15 protein-coding genes and 1 pseudogene are annotated in these 19333 nt (G+C 72.5%); 5 read left to right on the forward strand and 11 right to left on the reverse strand.

Annotated elements, in window-relative coordinates; genetic code table 11:
• Positions 1 to 123: 123 nt before the first annotated feature.
• Both ACWC9T_RS31425 and ACWC9T_RS31430 read left to right on the forward strand, forming a co-directional pair.
• A pseudogene (locus ACWC9T_RS31425) lies at positions 124 to 654 on the forward strand (transposase family protein); the annotation flags it as partial.
• 279 nt (positions 655 to 933) lie between these two features.
• Entirely contained in the window at positions 934 to 1386 is a 453-nt protein-coding gene (locus tag ACWC9T_RS31430; RefSeq protein ID WP_449824444.1) for a hypothetical protein, read from the forward strand.
• A gap of 47 nt (positions 1387 to 1433) precedes the next feature.
• Here the strand turns inward: ACWC9T_RS31430 and ACWC9T_RS31435 are convergent, their stop codons facing one another.
• The 11 genes from ACWC9T_RS31435 to ACWC9T_RS31485 form a co-directional block, all read right to left on the reverse strand.
• The gene (locus ACWC9T_RS31435) at positions 1434 to 1571 is read right to left on the reverse strand and encodes a hypothetical protein (RefSeq protein WP_449824445.1); all 138 of its coding nucleotides are present in this window, start codon (positions 1569 to 1571) and stop codon (positions 1434 to 1436) included.
• A gap of 323 nt (positions 1572 to 1894) precedes the next feature.
• Positions 1895 to 3037 (reverse strand): Glu/Leu/Phe/Val dehydrogenase dimerization domain-containing protein, encoded by a 1143-nt coding sequence (locus ACWC9T_RS31440; protein ID WP_449824446.1) that lies wholly within the window; start codon positions 3035 to 3037, stop codon positions 1895 to 1897.
• A gap of 32 nt (positions 3038 to 3069) precedes the next feature.
• Positions 3070 to 3285, reverse strand: coding sequence for an MbtH family protein (locus tag ACWC9T_RS31445; protein ID WP_380454683.1), 216 nt, complete (start codon positions 3283 to 3285; stop codon positions 3070 to 3072).
• 4 nt (positions 3286 to 3289) lie between these two features.
• Positions 3290 to 4045 (reverse strand): indole-3-glycerol-phosphate synthase, encoded by a 756-nt coding sequence (locus tag ACWC9T_RS31450; RefSeq protein ID WP_449824447.1) that lies wholly within the window; start codon positions 4043 to 4045, stop codon positions 3290 to 3292.
• The gene (locus tag ACWC9T_RS31455) at positions 4042 to 4725 is read right to left on the reverse strand and encodes a phosphoribosylanthranilate isomerase (protein WP_449824467.1); all 684 of its coding nucleotides are present in this window, start codon (positions 4723 to 4725) and stop codon (positions 4042 to 4044) included. Before ACWC9T_RS31455 ends, ACWC9T_RS31450 begins: the two co-directional genes overlap by 4 nt.
• A gap of 2 nt (positions 4726 to 4727) precedes the next feature.
• On the reverse strand, positions 4728 to 5867 hold the full coding sequence (locus ACWC9T_RS31460; protein WP_449824448.1) for an acyl-CoA dehydrogenase family protein: 1140 nt from the start codon (positions 5865 to 5867) through the stop codon (positions 4728 to 4730).
• A 12-nt stretch (positions 5868 to 5879) separates the two neighbouring features.
• Complete coding sequence (locus ACWC9T_RS31465; protein WP_449824449.1) at positions 5880 to 6254, reverse strand: ectoine synthase; 375 nt, start codon at positions 6252 to 6254, stop codon at positions 5880 to 5882.
• A 12-nt stretch (positions 6255 to 6266) separates the two neighbouring features.
• Entirely contained in the window at positions 6267 to 7070 is an 804-nt protein-coding gene (gene trpA, locus ACWC9T_RS31470; protein ID WP_449824450.1) for a tryptophan synthase subunit alpha, read from the reverse strand.
• A complete protein-coding gene (locus ACWC9T_RS31475; protein ID WP_449824451.1) occupies positions 7067 to 8110 on the reverse strand; it encodes an anthranilate phosphoribosyltransferase in 1044 nt (347 codons plus the stop codon). The genes trpA and ACWC9T_RS31475 overlap by 4 nt, the downstream gene beginning before the upstream one ends.
• Before the next feature lie 2 nt (positions 8111 to 8112).
• Entirely contained in the window at positions 8113 to 8376 is a 264-nt protein-coding gene (locus ACWC9T_RS31480; RefSeq protein ID WP_449824452.1) for a phosphopantetheine-binding protein, read from the reverse strand.
• Positions 8373 to 9902, reverse strand: coding sequence for an AMP-binding protein (locus ACWC9T_RS31485; protein WP_449824453.1), 1530 nt, complete (start codon positions 9900 to 9902; stop codon positions 8373 to 8375). The genes ACWC9T_RS31480 and ACWC9T_RS31485 overlap by 4 nt, the downstream gene beginning before the upstream one ends.
• 436 nt (positions 9903 to 10338) lie before the next feature.
• Between ACWC9T_RS31485 and ACWC9T_RS31490 the strand changes: the two genes are divergently transcribed.
• From ACWC9T_RS31490 to ACWC9T_RS31500, 3 genes are all read left to right on the forward strand, one after another.
• Positions 10339 to 12054, forward strand: coding sequence for a condensation domain-containing protein (locus ACWC9T_RS31490; RefSeq protein ID WP_449824454.1), 1716 nt, complete (start codon positions 10339 to 10341; stop codon positions 12052 to 12054).
• A 155-nt stretch (positions 12055 to 12209) separates the two neighbouring features.
• Entirely contained in the window at positions 12210 to 16154 is a 3945-nt protein-coding gene (locus tag ACWC9T_RS31495; protein ID WP_449824455.1) for a non-ribosomal peptide synthetase, read from the forward strand.
• Positions 16151 to 19300, forward strand: a complete 3150-nt coding sequence (locus ACWC9T_RS31500) for an amino acid adenylation domain-containing protein (protein ID WP_449824456.1) — start codon at positions 16151 to 16153, stop codon at positions 19298 to 19300. The genes ACWC9T_RS31495 and ACWC9T_RS31500 overlap by 4 nt, the downstream gene beginning before the upstream one ends.
• Positions 19301 to 19333: the final 33 nt, after the last annotated feature.

Here is a 19333-nt window from a genome sequence, read left to right on the forward strand (position 1 = left end):
ATCGACGTCAACTGGACGGCCCCACCCAGATTTTCGGCCCATCAGGGTGGGGCCTCAAGGCCCCCGGACTACTCTGTCCCGTAATCGGTGGTAACGAAGGGTGACGGGCGTCGTTGGCATGGTGTGCGAGATGTCAACGAGCTTGTAAGCATGGTGTTTTCGGGGTTGTCAGCGCTGGTCATCGAGGATGTGGCGGACGAGGGCGATCTGATCCGGGTGACGGCGCGGACCCGGGATGATCCGGTGCCGTGCCCCGTGTGCGGGACGCCGACAGGGCGGGTGCACGGTTTCCACGGACGGAGGGTCGCGGACGTGCCGGTGGACGGACGGCGGGTCGTCGTCTCGGTGAGGTTGCGGCGTCTGGTGTGCGCGGTGCTCGGCTGCCAGCGGCAGACGTTCCGCGAGCAGGTTCCCGGCGTCGTGGAGCGCTACCAGCGCCGGACCAAGCGCCTGGCCGACCAACTCGGCTTCGTAGTCAAGGAGTTAGCGGGCCGGGCGGGCGCCCGCCTCTCCCGTGTGCTGGCCTGCTGGATCTCCCGCTCCACCGCCCTGCGCATGCTCATGCGCAGGGCACTGCCGCCGCCGCGCGTCCCGCGCGTGCTCGGCATCGACGACTTCGCCCTCAAGCGCCGGCACCGCTATGCCACGATGATCACCGCGACGGCCAGGCGCGCCGGGGCGGTGGAGTGAGGTGCGCGCACGATCATGAGGACGGCTCCCAGGCGGTGGTGACGGCACGAAGCAGCGGCGCGACCAGGACTGCCCGTCACGGGCAGCCACAGTCCACCGTGGCTCTCCTCCAGTGCACCGCGCCGCGCCTCCGGCACGGGGTCGCTCGACCGGACGTTTCACCGGCCATTTCGGCCCCGGCCCGCCCGCCCGGGTGGGAGGGGTGGTGCCTTCGGTGAGGGCAGGCGAGGGCGAGGCACAGCGGTGGGCACGCGGACACTGGCCGGGCTGAGGAGAGCGGCGGGCTACGCCCAGGAGAGCTTCGTCGTCGCGTTCGCCGCGATGGCCGCGCAGCTCGGCGTCGCGGCTGCGGTGAGCGTGCGTCAGCTGCGCCGGTGGGAGTCGCCCGACCCGCCGCTGCCGCACCCGGGCCAGCAGGAGGTGCTGGAGGCGCTGCTCGGCGTGCCGCTGGAGGAGCTCGGCTTCGCGGTGCCCGCCGAGCGGCGCGGCGCCGGCGGGCATCATGGTGGGGTGGAGCGCAGGCGGTTCGTGGTGGACGTCGGCGCCGTACTCGGCGCGGCGGCGCTGCCCGCCGCCCGGCCGGGCAGGCGCATCGGGGCGGTGGACCTGGTCCGGCTGGGCGCCGAGGTGGCCGGGCTGTACGCCATCGACCACACCGCCGGCGGCCGGGCCACGCGCACCGGGGCACCTCGATGACCAAAGCCGCCGGATGGCCACCTTCGACCACAAGGTCGTCGACGCCTTCACCGGACCATGGAGCGCAACGACGTCGGCTTGGCCGCCCAGTCGTCCTGGCCGACATCGACGGCACCACCCGGCGCATGGCGCACCCCGCCCTCGCAGGCCTCGGGAACGCCTCCTACGCCCTCTACATCACGCACTTCCCTCTGATGATGACCGTCCCCCTGACACGGCGCTGGGCCCGCCCGAGGCCGGACCGCCCCGCCGGCGTCGGCACCGTCTACCGGCATCGGCCGGGTGAGTCGTCACGGCCACCAGACGTTCCGGGAGGCCGTCCGGGCGCGATGGCGGCCCCTCGTCGTCCACACGGTCGGCAGGGAACACCGCGTTCCCGAGCCGGGATCGGCCACTGGGCCACCGCGGTCCCGGTCACCGGACGGCGGTGGACGTCGGCGGGCACGGCCGTCCGAGGGCCCGGTCGGCCGGTGCGCCGCCCGTCATGAGGGTGAATCGTCCAGCCGGATCACCGCTCGGCCGGCACTCCCGGTTCGGAGGCGCCGGCCGGGGCTCCGCGCGAACCGAGGAGCTGCGCAACCGGATCGGCGCTGCCTGAGGCGCTCAGCTCCTGCACCAGCTCGCAGTTCCTGGCGATCCTGCTGGAGACCCACTCGCGCAGCCACTCGGACAGGTGCGGGAGCGGCAGGTCGGACGGGGCCAGCCCGGCGAGCACGCACCCGGTTGCCGCCGCTCCGCCGACGTTGACGACCACGTCCGGCAGGACGGTGTGGCCGGCCTCGCGCAGCAACCGGCGGGCCGGTGCGGTGCAGCTCAGGTTTCCGCCCTCGACTACCAGGCGGGCCCGGACTGCCGGCACCGCCTCCTCGTCGACCGCGGAGGCGGATGCCGCCAGCACCAGCACGTCGGCGTCGATGTGCAGCCATGCCTGCCCTGGCCCGTGGACCGTGACTCGGGCGGGCAGCCGGCTCCGGTCGATCGTGCCATCGCTGCTGGTGAGCGCGGCGAGTTCGGCGACGGGCAGTCCGCGGTGGTCCTCGATGGTGCCCTGGACGTCGGCCACGGCCACCACCCGGTGGCCGTGGGCGGCCAGGTGACCGGCCACCGCGCGCCCGACGGTCCCGAAGCCCTGGATCGCGATGCGCTGCGGGGTCCGCGCACCGGAGGCCCGTAGGGCGCCGAGCACCGCGACGGCCACGCCGAACCCGGTGATGTCGGCCATGTGGTCCCACAGTTCGGCCCAGCCGACCGTGAGGCGGGTGGTGCCGGGGCGGCGGGTGACGTCGTACCCGGCGGCCTCGAAGGCCAGCTGCCGGTCGGCGTAGGTGGTGCCCTGGTCGCATCCCAGGTACACACCGCCGTGCAGCAGCGGGGCTGCGGCATGGCCGAACCCCCGCATCACCGCCTGCCGCTCGACGGTGGCGCCCGGATCGGGTGCGATACCGGCCTTGGCGCCACCGATGGGCAGGCCGACCAGCGCCAGCTTGTGGGTCATCGCCCTGGCGAGCCCGGCCAGCTCCTGCTCGGTCACGGTCAGGGTCATTCTGGTGCCGCCCATGGCCAGGCCGTCGACCATGGAGTCGACGACGACCCAGCCTCGGGCCTGGCACCTCGGGAGGTTCAGGGTGGTGGAGAGCATGGGTTCGGTCACCCGGCGCGCACCGTGCGGTGCGAGTGTCCGGTTCATTGCGCACCGTCCTCCGGGACGGACCGCAGGCGCAGGCTGCGGGGGCGCATGTCGGTCCACACGCGTTCGATGTGCGCGAGGCATTCGTCCTTCGCACCCCGGACACCGACCTCGTGCCAGCCCGCCGGCGACTCGCGGTCGGCGGACCAGATTGAGTACTGCTCCTCGTCGTTGACGACGACCTTCCACTGCTCGGGTGCTTCGCTGGTCATGCCGCTACCTCCAGATGTCGGTGGTTGGGGGGTCCGCCGGGCGGCGGACGGGTGGAGCCGGTTCGCGGCCGGCGTCGAGGCGGGCGTCGAGGCCGTCCAGCCATTCCGGCAGGCTGGCGGCGCGCAGGAGGCCTGTCCCGATGAGCACACCGGCGAAGCCCTCCCTGAGCAGGCGGGCGGCGTCGTCGGGGCAGCGGATGGCCCCGGCACTCACCGGGCAGCGGGTGCCGCTGCTCAGCACTGCGGGCAGGAGCGTCGAGCTTCGCCCCAGGTCGCCCGCGCCGCGTTCGCGGGTGGTGATGTTCTTGTTGTTCACCGCGACCACGCACTCCTCGGCGCGTGGCACGCGGCTGATCTCCTCCTCGGTGGTGACCTCGACGAACGGCGTCAGGCCCAGGCGCAGGCCGAGGTCGACCAGATGGCCCAGGGTGGCGCGCGGCAGCAGCGCGGCGGTGAGCAGGATCGCGGACGCACCGCTCTCGCGGGCCTGGTGCAGTTGGCTCCGGCGGGTGATGAAGTCCTTCTGCAGCACCGGCAGGTCCGTCGCTTCCACGACCTCGCGCAGCAGGTCCCGGGTGCCACCGAACCACCGCCCGGTCACCACGGACAGGCAGGGTGCGCCGACGTCCTGGTAGTCGGCGACCAGACGTGCGGCCGCCCTGTCACCGAACAGGTCGTGCCCTGCGGCGTCCTGGCGCTTGAGCTCCATGATCACCGGTCGGCGGGCGTCCAGCAGCGCCTCGATGAACTCGGCCGTCATCCGGCCGCCCCGGTGCCGTCCGTCACTCGCCAGCCGCGCCGCACGGCCGTGACCCGGTCGGTGCTCAGCCGTCCGTCGAGATCCCTGGCCGCCGTGTCCACGTCGATGCCCCAGAACAGGGGGTGGTCCACCACCGCCCGGTAGTCCTCCCGGTTGTCGGCCGAGATGCCGCCGGCCAGCAGGAAGGGCCGCGAGAGGCGGTCCGCGATCTCGATGACGGCTCCGCAGTCCGCCGGTTGCCCGGTACTGCCGATCCGGCCGTCCCCGGCCACCGCGTCCAGCAGGAAGAGGTCCGTTCCCGCCCGCTCGTACGCCGCGATCAGGGACAGCTCCGCGCGGGTGTCCGTACCGAGGTGCAGCACCTTGACCACGTTGAGGTCCGTGGTGCTCTTCAGGGCGCGGACCAGGCCAGGCGGCTGGTAGCCGTGCAGTTGGACCCACCGCACCCGGGCCGCGGCCGTCGCCGCGCGCAGTACCTCGGCGTCTTTGAGGAAGGTCACGAGGACCGGATGCAGTCGCGCTGTTCGGTGTACCGCGGCCGCGAGCAACACTAGTTGATTGAATGTCAGTTCCATGCGACCCCCTGGAACGCCGTGCCACAGGCCGACGAGGTCAACTCCGGCACTGTCGAGCGATGCCACATCCTCGGGCGAGGCGGCTCCGCAGATCTTGACCAGCATCGTCACAACCCCAACATGACGGCGATGCGGTTGCGTTGGATCTCCGACGTGCCCGAGTAGATCGGGCCGGCGACCGCGTCGCGCAGATCCTTCTCCAGTCCGTACTCGGCCAGGTACCCACTGCCGCCGAAGATCTGTACGGCGGCCAGTGCGGAGGAGAGGTTGCTCTCGCTGGCGAGGAGCTTGGTGACGGCGATGTCCCTCGTGACGTTCTCGCCCTCCGTCAGCCGAACCGCCGTGTCGTAGAGCCATTTCCGCGCGGTGTCCAAGCCGATCCCCATGTCCACGATCTTGTGGGAGATCGACTGGTACGAGCCGATCGGCTTGCCGAACTGGACACGTTCCTTGGCGTACTCGACGCAGCGGTCGAGCCGGTACCGCATCTGCCCGGTGTTGATGACGAAGGAGCAGAGAATCTCCCACTTCATCACGTGGTCCAGGACCAGGAACCCGGATCCGACCCGGCCGATCACGGCGGATGCGGGGATCCTGCAGTCGTCGAAGTGCAGTTCGCTCAGCGGCGCGGTCCGCAGCCCCATGGTGGCGAGGGGTGCCCCGATGACGAGCCCCGGGGTGTCCCGCTCCACGACGAAGGCGGTGATGCCGAGCGGGCCGCCGTTCGGGTGGGTGCGCGCGTAGACCACGAACACGTCGGCCACCGGGCCGTTGGTGACGAAGGACTTGCCGCCCCGCAGCACGAAGCCGTCGTTCTCGCGGGTGGCCGTGGTCCTCATCGCCAGCGCGTCGGAGCCGCTCTCGCTCTCGCTGATCGCGTGCGCCCCGATCGACTCTCCCGAGCAGATCCCCGGCAGGTGGCGTGCCTTGAGCTCCGGCGAGCCGAACCGTTGCAACGGGACTCCGACGCCGACCAGGTGGGTGGCGACCGAGAAGTTCAGTCCGCCGTCACGGCACCCGGTACCGAGTCGTTCGAGCACGTGCATGGTGGTGAGCAGGTCCTGGCCCAGCCCGCCCCACTGCTCATCGAACGGCAGGCCGAGGATTCCGGACCGCTGGATCAGCTGCCACTTGTCCCACGGGAAGGCGCCTTCGGCGTCCCCTTCGAGATGGCCGGAGCTGAGCTCCTCGCACCACTGGGCGATCCCCTCGCCCAGGGCAATCTGGTCGGCGTTCCACCTGATCATCCGTCAGTCCTGTCAGTACTCGGAGAATTCGGCTGAGTCCAGGTCGTGGCGTTCGTCGCCGCGCAGCGCGGGCGAGAACACGCACACCAGGCGGAGGTCCTCGTCCGGGCTCGCGATCAGGAAGTGGGCGTCGTTCTGGTCGAGCGCGTACAGCGTGCCCGGTTCGAGCGTGTGGGACGTGCCGTCGGTGTCCACGACCTCGCCCTTCCCCTCGATGCAGTAGCAGGCCTCCAGGTGGCGGCGGTACTCCAGCCGCGACTTGGTGCCGGCGCGGACGGTGGTGTCCGTCATCGTGTAGCCCAGGCCGTCGGATTCGAGCAGGAACCTGCGGCTGAGCCCGTTGCCCCAGTCCACGGTCTTCACCTCGGCAAGGTGTCGGACGATCATCGGATGTGCCTCCTAGCGGCTTGGTGAATACGGCGAAATCGTGCGTACGAAGGTGTGGAACTCCTCGACCACGTCGGCCCCTTCGGCGAGGGCGTGCTCGATCCGGGCGACCCCGGCGCTGCCCACGACCGCGGCGTCGGCGCCGAGGCCGTGCAGCAGGTCGATGTCCGTCCGGGAGCGGACGCCGAACCCGACGGCGATCGGTACGGAGGCTGTCCTCCGCAGCGCGGCCAGCGCGGCGGCCAGCTCCTGGTGGTCGGCCGTGAGCCTGCCGCCGCTGCGGCCGTAGTGGGCCACCAGGTACAGGTACGCGGTGGCGCACTCGGCGGCCGCGGCCTTCACCTCGGCCGCCGACGCGGCGTAGCAGGTGGCGACCAGGGGCAGCCCCGCCTCCCGCACCGCTTCGAGGCAGTCGGCCCGTAGCCGCGGCGGCAAGCCGTGGACCAGCAGCCCGTGGAGGCCCGCTTCGGCGACTCGCCGGACGAAGCCGGGCACGGTCAGGTCCCTGACCGTGTGGCTCCAGTCGGCCAGCAGCGCCACCCGCAGGTGGCGCAGCCGGGGCAGGACCCCGCCGAGGAAGTCGAGCACCTCGTCGAGTCCGACGCCGTCGGCCAGGGCCCGCTGCGCCGATCGGCGGATGACCGGCCCGTCGGTGACCGAGTGGGGAAAGGGCACCGCCAGCTCCAGGCAGTCCACCCGGCAGTCGTCGAGCATCCGCATGACGTCGGCCAGGACGGGCAGCGGGGGGTCTCCGGCGTTGAGGAACACCGCCAGGCCGGGCCGGTCCGGTGGCCGGCGGGCGAAGAACCCGCTCACCGCGCACGCACCGTAGCCACCGCGCGGCGCACCGGGCGCGCACGCAGGCGGTCGACGAGCTCGCGGGCGGCGCCGCCGCGGAGGGCGTCGTCGGCCGCCCGGATCGCCTCCGGCCACCCGCCGATCAGCCCGCTCGCGACGGCCAGTGCGGCGGCGTTCAGGCAGACGGTCCGCGTCGCGAGAGCCGTCCCCTGCCCGGAGAGCACGCCGAGGAAGTGGTCGACCACGTCCTCTCCTCCTGCGGCCGGCCGCAGTTCGGCGATCGCGCCGGTCCCGGTCCCGGGAGCCTCGGTCGGCAGCCGGATCGCGTCGCTGCCGTCATTGGTGAGGACGAGGTTGTCGACGGAGCTGACGAGCTCGTCGATTCCCAGCTCGTTGGAGCACAGCCAGATCCTCCGCTCGGCGACGGTGGCGGCGACCTGGCCCAGCGTCCGCAGCAGCGAACGGTCCGAGACGCCGACGAGCTGGGCGGAGACCGGCACCGAGGCCAGGAAGGGGCCGACGGAGTTGATGAACCCGCCGATCATCCGCAGGTCCATCGGCATGATGCTCCGGGCCAGCAGCGCCACCTCCCGGGGGTAGACGAAGTTCCCCGGGAAGGCGATGCCGAAGCGTTCCAGCTGGGCCTCGGTCCGCTCGTACGAGGTGGTCCTTCCGATGCCGAGACGGTCGAGCAGGTCGTGGGAGCCACAGGTGCTCGTGTAGGCGCGGGACCCCGTCTTGACGACGCGGACGCCCAGGGCCGCGGCGAGGAACGCCGCCGCCGTGGAGATGTTGAACGTGGCCGGCCCGCCTCCGGTGCCGACGATGTTGGCCGTGCCGTCCGGCCGCGCGGCGACGGCCGGCCGTCGCTCGTCCAGCGAGCGGAGCATCGCGACCAGCGTGTCCCGATCGGGCATCCGGGTGGACAGCGAGGACAGCAGCGCCACCGCCTCGCCGGAGCGGAGGGCGCCGTCACGCAGCTGGTCCCAGAAGGACCCCCACAGCTCCTGGTCGACGGCGCGGTCCCGGCGGATCAGCGCTCGCAGCACCTCGTGCATGACTAGTGGGCGTCCGTCCGGTGCAGCTGGGCCTGGTCGATGAACCTGCTGATCGAGCCGACGGAGCGGAAGCTGTCCGGGTCGAGATCGAACTCCTCGACGCGCACGTCGAAGCGGTCCTCCAGCCAGGCGATCGTCTTGAGCAGGCCGAGGCTGTCGATGACCCCGCCGTCCACGAGGTCGTAGTCGGAGTCCAGCTCGTTCGCGCCGACGTCTGGCAGGAACTCCTCGATGATGAACTGGGTGACTACCGCGGCGTGTTTCACGTGACCGTTCCTTCGGTGGGCTGGGACGGGGAGCAGGCGCGCTCGATGGGCGTGCGGTCGATCTTTCCGGTGGACGTCCTGGGCAGCGGGTCGTCCACGATCAGCAGGGTCGTGGGGACGGCGGTGAGCGGGAGGCGTTGTGCGCAGTGCCGGCGCAGCGCCAGCGAGTTCAGCCGGCTGTCCGGGGCGCGGCGGACCACGCTCCGCAGCAGGCGACCGGCCACCGGGTCGGGCACGGCCACCACGGCCGCCTCGACGACGTCGGGATGGTCGAGCAGCACCTGCTCGACCTCGTGGGTGTTGACCCGCGTGCCGCGGACCTTGACCTGGTGGTCGTTCCGGCCTTCCAGGGTGATGCGGCCGTCCCGGTCACGCCGTACGAGGTCGCCGCTGCGGAAGTAGCGCCGCGTCTCCCCGTCGTGGTGGTGGGTCGCGAATCTGTCCGCATCCTGGTCCCGGTCCAGGTAGCCGTCGGTCTGGAAGGGCGTCGCGACGTGCAGTTCGCCGGTTCCCGGCCCGGTCACGATCCCGCCGTCGGCGTCGACGATCACCGCGTGGACTCCGGGCAGCGGACGTCCGATCGGCACCGGGCCGTCCGCCGGCTCGGTGCCGTCGACCTCGTGCAGGAAGCTGTCGTTGGTCTCGGTGCAGCCGTAGACGTTGTGGATCCGCGCGCCGGGGAACAGGTGCGGAAGCTCGGCCAGGCAGCGGGCGGGCATGCTGTCGCCGGTGAAGACGACGTGCTCGACGGTGTCGAGCCGCCGGCCGCTCTGCGCGGTCGCGTCGACCAGCAGCCGGTAGAACATCGGTACGGCCTGGACGAGTTGGACCTCGTGGCGGGACATCAGGTCCAACAGGTGGCCCGGATGGGTGGCCCGGGCCGGATCGACCAGGACGACGCGGCCGCCGCACTTGAGCGTGGTCCAGATGTCCAGCAGGCACAGGTCGAAGGTGAGCGGGGCGTAGTTGAGGACCGTCGTTCCCCGACGGATGCCGAACCGCTCGCCGGCCCAGGTGGTGAAGCGGTCCACCGCGCCCGTGCTCAGTGGCACGATCTTCGGCCGCCCGGTGGAACCGGAGGTGGTGAACATGAAGGAGACGTCGGCGGGTTCCGTACCGCGCGGCGCCTTCGGTTGTGCCGGCCGGTCCGGGACGTCCGGGGCGTCCGGCCCGGGCCCGGGCGCCCGGGGGTCCTCCGGTGACAGGACGTGCCGGATTCCGGCCCGCTCGGCCAACGCGTGGGAGGTTCTCCTCTCCGGCGTGGGCGCCGGCAGCAGCAGGAAGGGCCGCCCTTCCAGCAGGCAGGCGAGCACCAGGGCGATCGTCGAGGGCGACTTGGCGGCCAGGATGCCGAGCGGCTCGTCGCCGTCCGGGGCGAGCCGGGCGATCCGGAGGCGCTCACCCTCCGCCGACTGGTGGAGTTCACGGTAGGTCTTCTCCGTTCCGTGCCATACCAGCGCCGGATCACCGGGGTGGCTGGTGGCGTGCGAGACGAATGAACCCACCAGGCTCTGCTGCTGCATCATGACGTCTCCGAGTTCATGCAACGGGGTGGGCTCTATAGACAACGGATGAGTTCATGCAACGGGTTCACCGATCTCATCCGGAACAATGAAGGGCCGACATGAAAGGGGCCCATCCGGCCGCCCTCCTGGCGAAAGAAGAATTATCACGTGGCGCCCGCCCAAGGAAGTGTGGTGCTCTATCGGCACCATGACGGCACGTCAGATCTGGCTTCGCAGTCGGCCGCGCAGATGCTAACCGTCGAGCGTGTTCAATCTACACAAGGACTGCCGTGGGCTGGCGTAAAGATTGTCCTGATGCCTGCAACCCTCTTCTCTGTCTTGCGGAGCGAGACGGGAGCTGCCTAGTATCCGCCGTACTGTTCGCGAATCAGCGAATCGGCGAGGGGATTTCCGGGGCGATTTAGCGTTCCCGATCGCCGTGAAAGGTGGATCCGTCATGCCTGGCTCCGATCGGAGCGCGCACGCTCCGACCCTGTTGTCCTTCGCCCAGCAACGGCTGTGGTTCCTCGATCGGCTGCGGCCGGGTCGGCCGGACCACAACGTCCCGACCGCGGTCCGCCTGCGTGGCCGGCTGGACCAGGAGGCGCTCGTCCGAGCGCTGACCGAAGTCGTGCGGCGCCACGAGGTGTTGCGCGGCAGGATCGTCGACTCCGAGCGCGGCCCGTGCCACGTCACGGAGCCGGTCGAGAGCTTCGTGCCGACGGTCACCGATCTGACGCACACCCCGGCCGAGCAGGCCTGGCAGCGGGCCCGGGAGCTGGTGGCCGCCGATCTGGCGACCCCCTTCGACCTCGGGACCGCCCCGATGCTGCGCGCCAGGCTGATCCGCATCGCCGCCGACGACCACCTGATGGTCCTGGTGATCCATCACATCGCCTGCGACGGCTGGTCGCTGCCGGTGCTGTGGCAGGAGTTCTCCGCCGGATACGGCGCCGCCGTCGACGGCCGGCCGATCGCCCTGCCGGACCTGCCCGTCCAGTACGCCGACTTCTCGGACTGGCAGCGGAGCCACCGGACCGGAACGGCACTGCAAGGCCAACTCGCCTACTGGCGCGAGCGCTTGGCCGACATGAGCCCGTCGGTGCTCCCGACGGATCGGACGCGCCCCGCAGTGTGGTCAGGCCGGGGCGACCAGGTCGAGATCGAGATCCCCGCGGAACTCGCCGACCGGATACGAGCACTGGGGCGCGCCCACGAGGTGACGCCGTTCATGACGCTGCTGGCCGCCTTCCAGGTCCTGCTCGCGCGCTGCACGGGACAGGCCGACGTGACGGTGGGGACGCCGATCTCCGGGCGGACCAGGATCGAGGTGGAGCCGCTGGTCGGCTTCTTCGTCAACACTCTCGTCCTGCGCACCGACCTGTCGGGCGACCCCGGCTTCACCGACGTGCTCGCCCGGGTGCGGCGGTGCGCGGTGGAGGCGTACGCCCACCAGGACGTCCCCTTCGAACAGCTGGTGCAGGAGCTGCGTCCCGAACGCGACCTCGGCCAACACCCGCTGTTCACCGTCATGTTCCAGCTGGAGGATCCACCCGCGCTCCCGTCCGGCCTTCCGGGGCTGGAGGTGAGTTACCATCAGATACCGAACGAAGTGGCGAAGTTCGACATCGAGGTCTCCCTTACGGACCGCGGCGACCGCCTCACCGGCGTCATCCGCTACGCCGCCGACCTCTTCGACCGCGACACGGTGCGGCAGCTCTCCGAGGGCTTCAGGGCGCTGCTCGACCACCTCGTCGGTGCTCCCGAACGGCCGGTATCGGCGTGGGAGACCCCTCCCGGCCTCCGGGTGAGCCCCGCCGCTCCCGCCGTGCGCCCTGCGGCCCTGCGGCCCGATGCCGACCGGGCCGGCGCTCCCGCCGCCGGGACCGAGACCGAGACCGAGCTCCTCGTACTGGAGACCTGGGCCGAGGTGCTCGGCGTCACCCCGGACGGCGTGCACAGCGACTTCTTCGAGCTGGGCGGCCATTCGCTCCTCGCCTCGAAGGTCATGTCCCGACTCGGCCGGGCGCTCGACCTCGAACTGCCGGTCGTCCTGCTCTTCTACCACCCGACCGTCGCCGAACTCGCCGACGGCATCGACGCGGCGCTGCTGGCGGACCTCGGCGCCGCCGGGGCGGAACCACTCCCCGCCGGAAAGGCCCGTCACCCGTGAAGGCACAACACAGTCGACCCGAGCCCGGCCAGCCGACCGGTTCCACACCGGCCACCACGCGGGCCCTGCTCGACCAACGCGTCCGCGCGGCCCGGAACAGGGCCGCCGAGGGAGAGCCGGAGGCCGCGGTCCCACCCCGCCCGGCGGGTGCGCGGGTGACGTCGTTCACCCAGGAACGCATGTGGCTGGTCGAGCGGCTGTCCGACGGCCCCGCGCTGTACAACGTCCACGAGGTCTTCCGGCTGCGCGGCCCGCTGGACGTGGCCGCCCTCGGCCACAGCCTCACCGAGCTGGTACGGCGCCACGAAGTCCTGCGCACCGCCTTCCCCGAGGAGGACGGGCGCCCCGTCCCCTCGGTGGAGCCGGCCCGGCCGATCGGCCTGCCCGTCACGGACCTCCGGGCCGAGCCCGCGGAACGCCGGACGCGGCTGGCCTTCGACCTCGTCCACTCCGAGGTCCTGCGCCCCTTCGACCTGGCCACCGCCCCGCTGCTGCGCGCGTCACTGCTGAGGGTCGACGAGGACGAGCACGTCCTGGTGGTGGTCGTCCACCACATCGCGGTCGACGGCTGGTCGATGCCGCTGCTGTGGGACGACCTGTCGACGATGTACCGGAGCCGGCTGGAAGGCCGCGAGCACGAGCTGCCCCCCTTGCGGATCCAGTACGCGGACTTCGCCCACTGGCAGCGGGCCCGGCTCTCCGGCGACCGCCTGCAGTGCCAACTGGACTACTGGAGAGCACAGTTGTCCGGACTGTCACCGCTGGACCTGCCCACTGACCGTCCGCGCGGACCGGGCCGCGCGGGCCGGGGCGAGCGGATCACCTTCACGGTGCCCGAGGAGCTGGCCGGGCGCTTGCGGCTGCTGGGCCGGCAGCACGGCGCGACGATGTTCATGACGCTGCTCGCCGCGTTCCAGGCCCTGCTCGCCCGCTACAGCGGGCAGTCCGACGTGGCGGTCGGCACGCCGGTCGCGGGCCGCACCCGCCCGGAACTCGACCCGCTGGTGGGCTCGTTCATCAACACCGTGGTCCTCCGCACCGACCTCGCGGACGACCCGAGCTTCGCCGAGCTGCTCGACCGGGTCCGCCGGACCGCCCTGGACGCCTACGCGCACCAGGACGTGCCGTTCGAACGGCTGGTGCAGGAGCTGCGGCCGGCCCGCGGCCTCGACCGCAACCCGCTGTTCCAGGTGATGTTCGCCGGCCTGTCCGACCCGGCCGCCTCCCTCCGGCTGGTGGGGACGGAGGTCGAACAGATGGAGGTCGACAACGGCACGGCGAAGGTCGACCTCAGCCTGGTGATAGCCGACCGGCCGACCGGCACGGAGGGGGCTGCCGGGGCGACCGGCACGACCGGGACCGTGGCCTTCGACACCGGTCTGTTCGACCGCGCGAGCGTGGAGCGCCTGGTCGGCCACTACCTCCGGCTGCTGGACGCCGCGGCCGGCGATCCCGACCGTCCCGTCTCGCGCCTGGACCTGCTCACCGAGGCCGAGCGCGAAGCGCTGCTGGTGGCCGCCAACGCCACCGACGAACCCTTCCCCACCGACCTCTGCGTGCACGAGCTGGTCGAGGAGCGGGCCCGGCTGACCCCCGACGCGGTGGCGGTCCGCTGCGGAACCGAGCGGCTGACCTACCGGGAACTCGACCGCCGGGCCAACCGGTTGGCCCGGTACCTGCGAGCCCGGGGAGCACGGCCGGAACGCCTGGTCGGCGTCTGCCTGCCGCGCTCGGCGGACCTGGTCGTGGCCCTGCTGGCCATCCTCAAGTCGGGTGCCGCCTACCTGCCGCTGGACCCGGACCTCCCGGCGCAGCGCATGTCGTTCATGCTTGCCGACGCCGACGTGCCGCTTCTGCTCACCCAGCGCTCCCTGGCCGACCGGCTGCCGGGGCACGGCGCCGAGACGGTGTGGCTGGACGCCGAGGCCCCGCTCGTCGCGGCCCTGCCCGAAGACCGGCTGCCACCGCTCGCGACGCCCGCCAACCTGGCGTACTCGATCTACACCTCCGGTTCGACCGGCCGCCCCAAGGCCGTGCTGGTTCCGCACGCGGGCGTGGTCAACTACCTGGTGGTCCGCGGCCGACAGCTGGACCTCGGCGGGGCCGACGTCGTTGCCTCGGTGGCCTCGATCTCCTTCGACGTCATCGTCCCCCAGGTGCTCATGCCGCTGGCCTGGGGTGCCAGCGTGGTGATCGCCCCGTCGGAGGTCGCGGTCGACGGCCCGCGCCTGACGGAGATGATGCGCGAGTTCGGCGTCACCACGCTCATGGCCACACCGGCCACCTGGCTGCTGCTGCTGGACGGCGGCTGGCGGGGCGGCCGGTTCCAGGCGATCTGCGTGGGCGAACCGCTGCAGCCCGCCCTGGCCCGGCGGCTCCTCGAACGGGTCTCCACGCTGTGGAACGGCTACGGTCCCACCGAGGCGTCCGTCGGCTGTGTCACCCGGCGCGTGGACGCCGACCGGGACCTGACCCGGCCGGGAGGGTCTGTGCCGATCGGCCGGCCGCTCGGCAACCTCCGGATCTACCTGCTGGACCCGGCCGGCGCCCCGGTCCCCGTCGGCGTCCCGGGGGAGATCCACATCGGCGGGGTCGGCGTCACCCGCGGGTACGCCAACCGGCCGGGGCTGACCGCCGAGCGCTTCGTGCCCGACCCGTTCGGCGCGGCCGGCGGCCGGCTGTACCGGACCGGCGACCTGGCGCGGTACCTGCCGGACGGCAGTCTCGTCTTCCTCGGCCGCACCGACGATCAGGTGAAGATCCGGGGGTACCGCATCGAGCTGGGCGAGATCGAGGCCGCGCTGTGCGCCCAGCCCGGTGTCGCCAGGGCCGCGGTGACGGTGCGGGGCGGCGGGACGGACGCCGAACTGGCCGGCTACCTGGTGTGGCAGGACCGCCCCGGTGACCTGGCGGTCCTGCGGCGCTCCCTGCGCGAGACCCTGCCCGAGTTCATGGTGCCCACGACGCTGACCGCGCTCGACCGGATCCCCTTGACCACGAACGGCAAAGTGGACCACGGGGCCCTGCCCGAGCCCGCCCGCCACGGCCACGAGGCCGGTGCGCTACCGCCGCGAGACCTGCCGGAACTCCTGATGACCAGGATCTGGGAGCGCGTGCTGGGCACCCCGAAGATCGGCGTCCGGGACGACTTCTTCGCGCTGGGCGGGCACTCCCTCAGGGCGGTCGAGCTCGTGGAGGCGATCCGGCGGGAGTGGGGGGTCACCGTGCCGCTGAACACGGTGTTCCGCCACCCCACCGTCGAGGGGCTGTGCGCGGAACTGCCCAACGCGCCGCGGGCCCTGCGCCGGCTGGTCGTTCCGCTGACCGAAGGGGACCGCCGCAGGGCGCCGCTGATCCTGGTGCACCCGCAGAGCGGCGACGTGTGCTCCTTCCTCCACCTCACCGAGCGCCTCGCCGAGCGCCTCGCCGAACAGCACGCCGAACCCCTCGCCGGCGCCCGGCCCGTCTACGGCCTGGAGGCCGTCGGCTACAACACCGACGAGCCGCCCCTGGCCACCGTCGAGGAGCAGGCGCGGCGCTACCTGCGGGAGCTGCGGTCCGTCCTGCCCGACGGTCCGTACCTGCTGGCCGGCTGGTCCTTCGGCGGGCTGGTCGCCTTCGAGATGGCCCGCCTGCTGGAGGAGCAGGGGAACCCCCCGGGATTCCTCGGGATCATCGACGTCGGAGCGCCCGCGTCCACCGGTGGATCCACCGACGGGCCAGGCGGGGACCTCCACGAGCTCGACGAGCAGGACGCCCTCTCCCTGCTGCTCCACGACGCGCACGACCGTGAGCGCCTTCCCCCGCGCGTGCGCACCGAACAACTGCGGCGCATGGCACGGGTCTTCACCACCAACGGCGACGCCGCCCGGCGCTACCGGTCGGCGGCGCGGCTGCGGACACCGATCCACCTGTTCACGAGCGCGGAGACCCACCCCGAACTCGCCGGCCCGGTCGTGGTCCCCGCCCGGTGGCGGGACCGCACCCGGGGGGCGTTGAGCGTCGTCGAGGTCCCCGGTAATCACCACGACATGCTGTCGCCGCCGCACGTCGGACCCTTCGCCGACACGCTGTCGGCCATCCTGGAGGAGCTCGGATGAGCGACGGACACGAGTTGCCGCTGTCATCGGCGCAGTCCGGCATCTGGTTCGCCCACCACCTGCGGCCCGGCAGCCCGGCCTACAACACCGGCGAGTACGTGGACATCCCCGGGCCGATCGACCCGGAGCTGTTCGAGGCGGCCGTGCGGCGCGTGGTGGACGAGACCGAGTCCCTGCGCGTCCGCCTCACCGAGGGTGCCGAGGGCCCCCGGCAGGTCGTCATCCCGTCGCCCGACTGGTCGATGCACCACGTCGACCTTACGTCGGCACCGGATCCGCTGCGGGCGGCCGAGCGCTGGATGCGCGCCGACCTGTCCACCCCGGTCGGGCTCACCACGGACCCGCTGTTCCGCCAGGCCCTGTTCGCCATCGCGCCGGACCGCTTCCTCTGGTACCAGCGCGTCCACCACATCGTGGTCGACGGCTTCAGCATGTCGCTCATCGCGCGCCGCGTCGCCAAGACCTACACCGGACTGGTCGAGGGCAGGGGCGGGGCAGGGCCGGCCTTCGGGCCGCTGAGCCTCCTGCTGGCGCACGACGCCGCCTACCGCGCGTCGGAGCAGCCCGGACAGGACCGGGAGTTCTGGGCGGCCCGGCTGGCTGGCCGGCCGGATCCCGTCAGCCTCGCCAGCCGCTCGGCGCCCGCCTCGGACGGCTTCCTGCGCCGTACCGGCAGCCTCGACGCGCCCACCCTGGCCGCGCTGCGGCGGGCCGCGCGACCCGCCGGGGCGAGCTGGCCCGCCTCCTTCACCGCGACGGTCGCCGCGTACCTCCACCGCCTCAGCGGCGAACGGGACATCGTGCTCAGCATGCCGGTGACCGGGCGCACCGGCTCCGCCGCGCCGGCCGTGCCCGGCATGGTGGCGAACGTGGTGCCGCTGCGACTGCGCGTCCACCCGGAGCAGGGTCTGTCCGCACTCGCGCGACAGGTGGCCGAGGAGGTCGCCGCCCTGCGCCGGCACCAGCGCCACCGCAGCGAGGACCTGCGCAGGGAGCTGGATCCGGCAGGGTCGGAGCGGGTCCTGTTCGGGCCCGTCGTCAACATCATGTCCTTCTACTACCACCTGGACTTCGCGGGTGTCCGGGCCACCGTGCACAACCTGTCCAACGGGCCGGTGGAGGACCTCTCGTTCTCCGTCTACGACCGCTCCGACGGCACCGAGCCCCGGATCGACGTCGACGCGAACCCCGCGCTCTACACCGAGGCCGAACTCGCCGCCCACCAGCAGCGGTTCCTCCGCTTCCTGAACGCGGTGGCCTCCGCCGACCCGGACCGGCCGATCGGCCGGCCCGACCTCCTCACCCCCGAGGAGCGGTACCGGACCGTCGTGGCCGCCAACCGCACCACGCGGCCGCTGCCGCACCCGACGGTGCCGTCGGCCTTCGCGGCCGAGGCCGCGCGCAGGCCCGACGCGCCCGCTGTGGTGTGCGGGGAAACCACCCTGTCCTACGCGGAGTTGAACGCCCGGGCCAACCGGCTGGCCCACCGGCTCATCGCCCTGGGCGTCCGCTGCGACAGCACGGTGGCCGTGCTCATGGAACGCTCCGTCGACGTGGTGGTGTCGGTCCTGGCGATCAGCAAGGCCGGCGGCGCCTACGTGCCGCTGGACACCCGGGCCCCGACGGCCCGCCTGCGCCGCGTCCTGGACGACACCGGGGCGGCGGTGCTGCTCACCCACCGGGCCACCCGGGACGACGCCCTCGCCCTCGGCACACCGGGTGTCGTCGTCGACGCCGACCCCGGTCTCGCCGACCAGCCGGCCACCGACCCCGTCGTGCCGCTGCGCCCGGACCACCTGGCGTGCGTCCTGTACACCTCGGGCTCCACGGGCACGCCGAAGGGGGTGGCCCTGAGCCACCGCAACGTCATCAGCCTGACCGCGCAACGCTGTTGGCGCGAGGAGGACGGCCCGCGCGTCCTCGCGCACTCCCCGCACGCCTTCGACGCCTCGACCTACGAGTGGTGGGTGCCGCTGCTCAACGGGGGCCGGGTGGTCGTGGCCCCGCCCGGCGAGCTGGCGCTCGCGGACCTCCACCGGCTCATCGTCGACCACCGGGTCGGCGCGCTGTGGTTGACGGCCGGGCTGTTCCGGGTGTTCGCCGAGGAGTCCCCCGGCACGCTGGCCGGGGTCGGCCAGGTGTGGACCGGCGGCGACATCGTGCCGGCCGACGCGGTACGGCGCGTCCTGGCCCGGTGCCCGGACTCCGTGGTGGTCGCCGGGTACGGCCCGACCGAGGCCACCACGTTCACCACGCGCCGGGTGCTCCACCCCGGCCAGGCCGTGCCCGACGTCGTCCCCCTCGGCCGACCGGTGGACAACAGGCGGGTGTACGTCCTGGACGAGGCGCTGTCGCCGGTGCCGCCGGGGGTGGCCGGCATGCTGTACGTCGCCGGTGCGGGCGTGGCGCGCGGGTACCTGAACGACCCCCGCCGGACGGCCGGCCAGTTCGTGCCGTGCCCGTTCGGCGAACCGGGCGAGCGGATGTACCGAACGGGCGACGTGGTCCGCTGGAACGCGGAGGGGGAGCTGGAGTTCCTCGGCCGTGCGGACGAGCAGGTCAAGCTCCACGGCTTCCGCATCGAACTGGGCGAGATCGAGGCGGTCCTGGCCGGGCACCCCGCCGTCGCCCAGGCGACCGTGGTCGCCGGACCGGGGACCACTCCCGGCAGGCGTCTGATCGGCTACGTCGTCCCGGTCGGCGACGCGGGGCTCGACCCGGCGTCGGTGCGGGAGCACGCCGCCGCGGCGCTGCCGGACTACATGGTGCCCTCGGCGATCGTGACGCTCGACGCCTTTCCCCTGACGCCCAGAGGGAAGATCGACCGGGCCGCGCTGCCCGTCCCCGGCCCCGCACCGGCACCGTCCGGGCCCGGGCCGCGAACCCCGGCGGAGCGGACGATGTGCGCGCTGTTCGCCGAGGTGCTCGGCCGGCCCGCGGTGGGCGTCGACGACGGTTTCTTCGCGCTGGGCGGCAACTCCCTGCTCGCGACGCGGCTGGTCAACCGGGTGCGGGTGAGGTTCAGCCGTGAACTCACCCTCGGCGCCCTGTTCCAGGCACCCACGCCGGCGCGCCTGGTCGAAGCGCTCAAGGAAGCCCCGGACGCCGCGGCCGTACCGGAACTCTCACCACGTACACGACTCTGAGCCCCTGACGGCGATCACAGGAAGCACCTCGGC

The organism is Kitasatospora sp. NPDC001159, assembly GCF_053598235.1.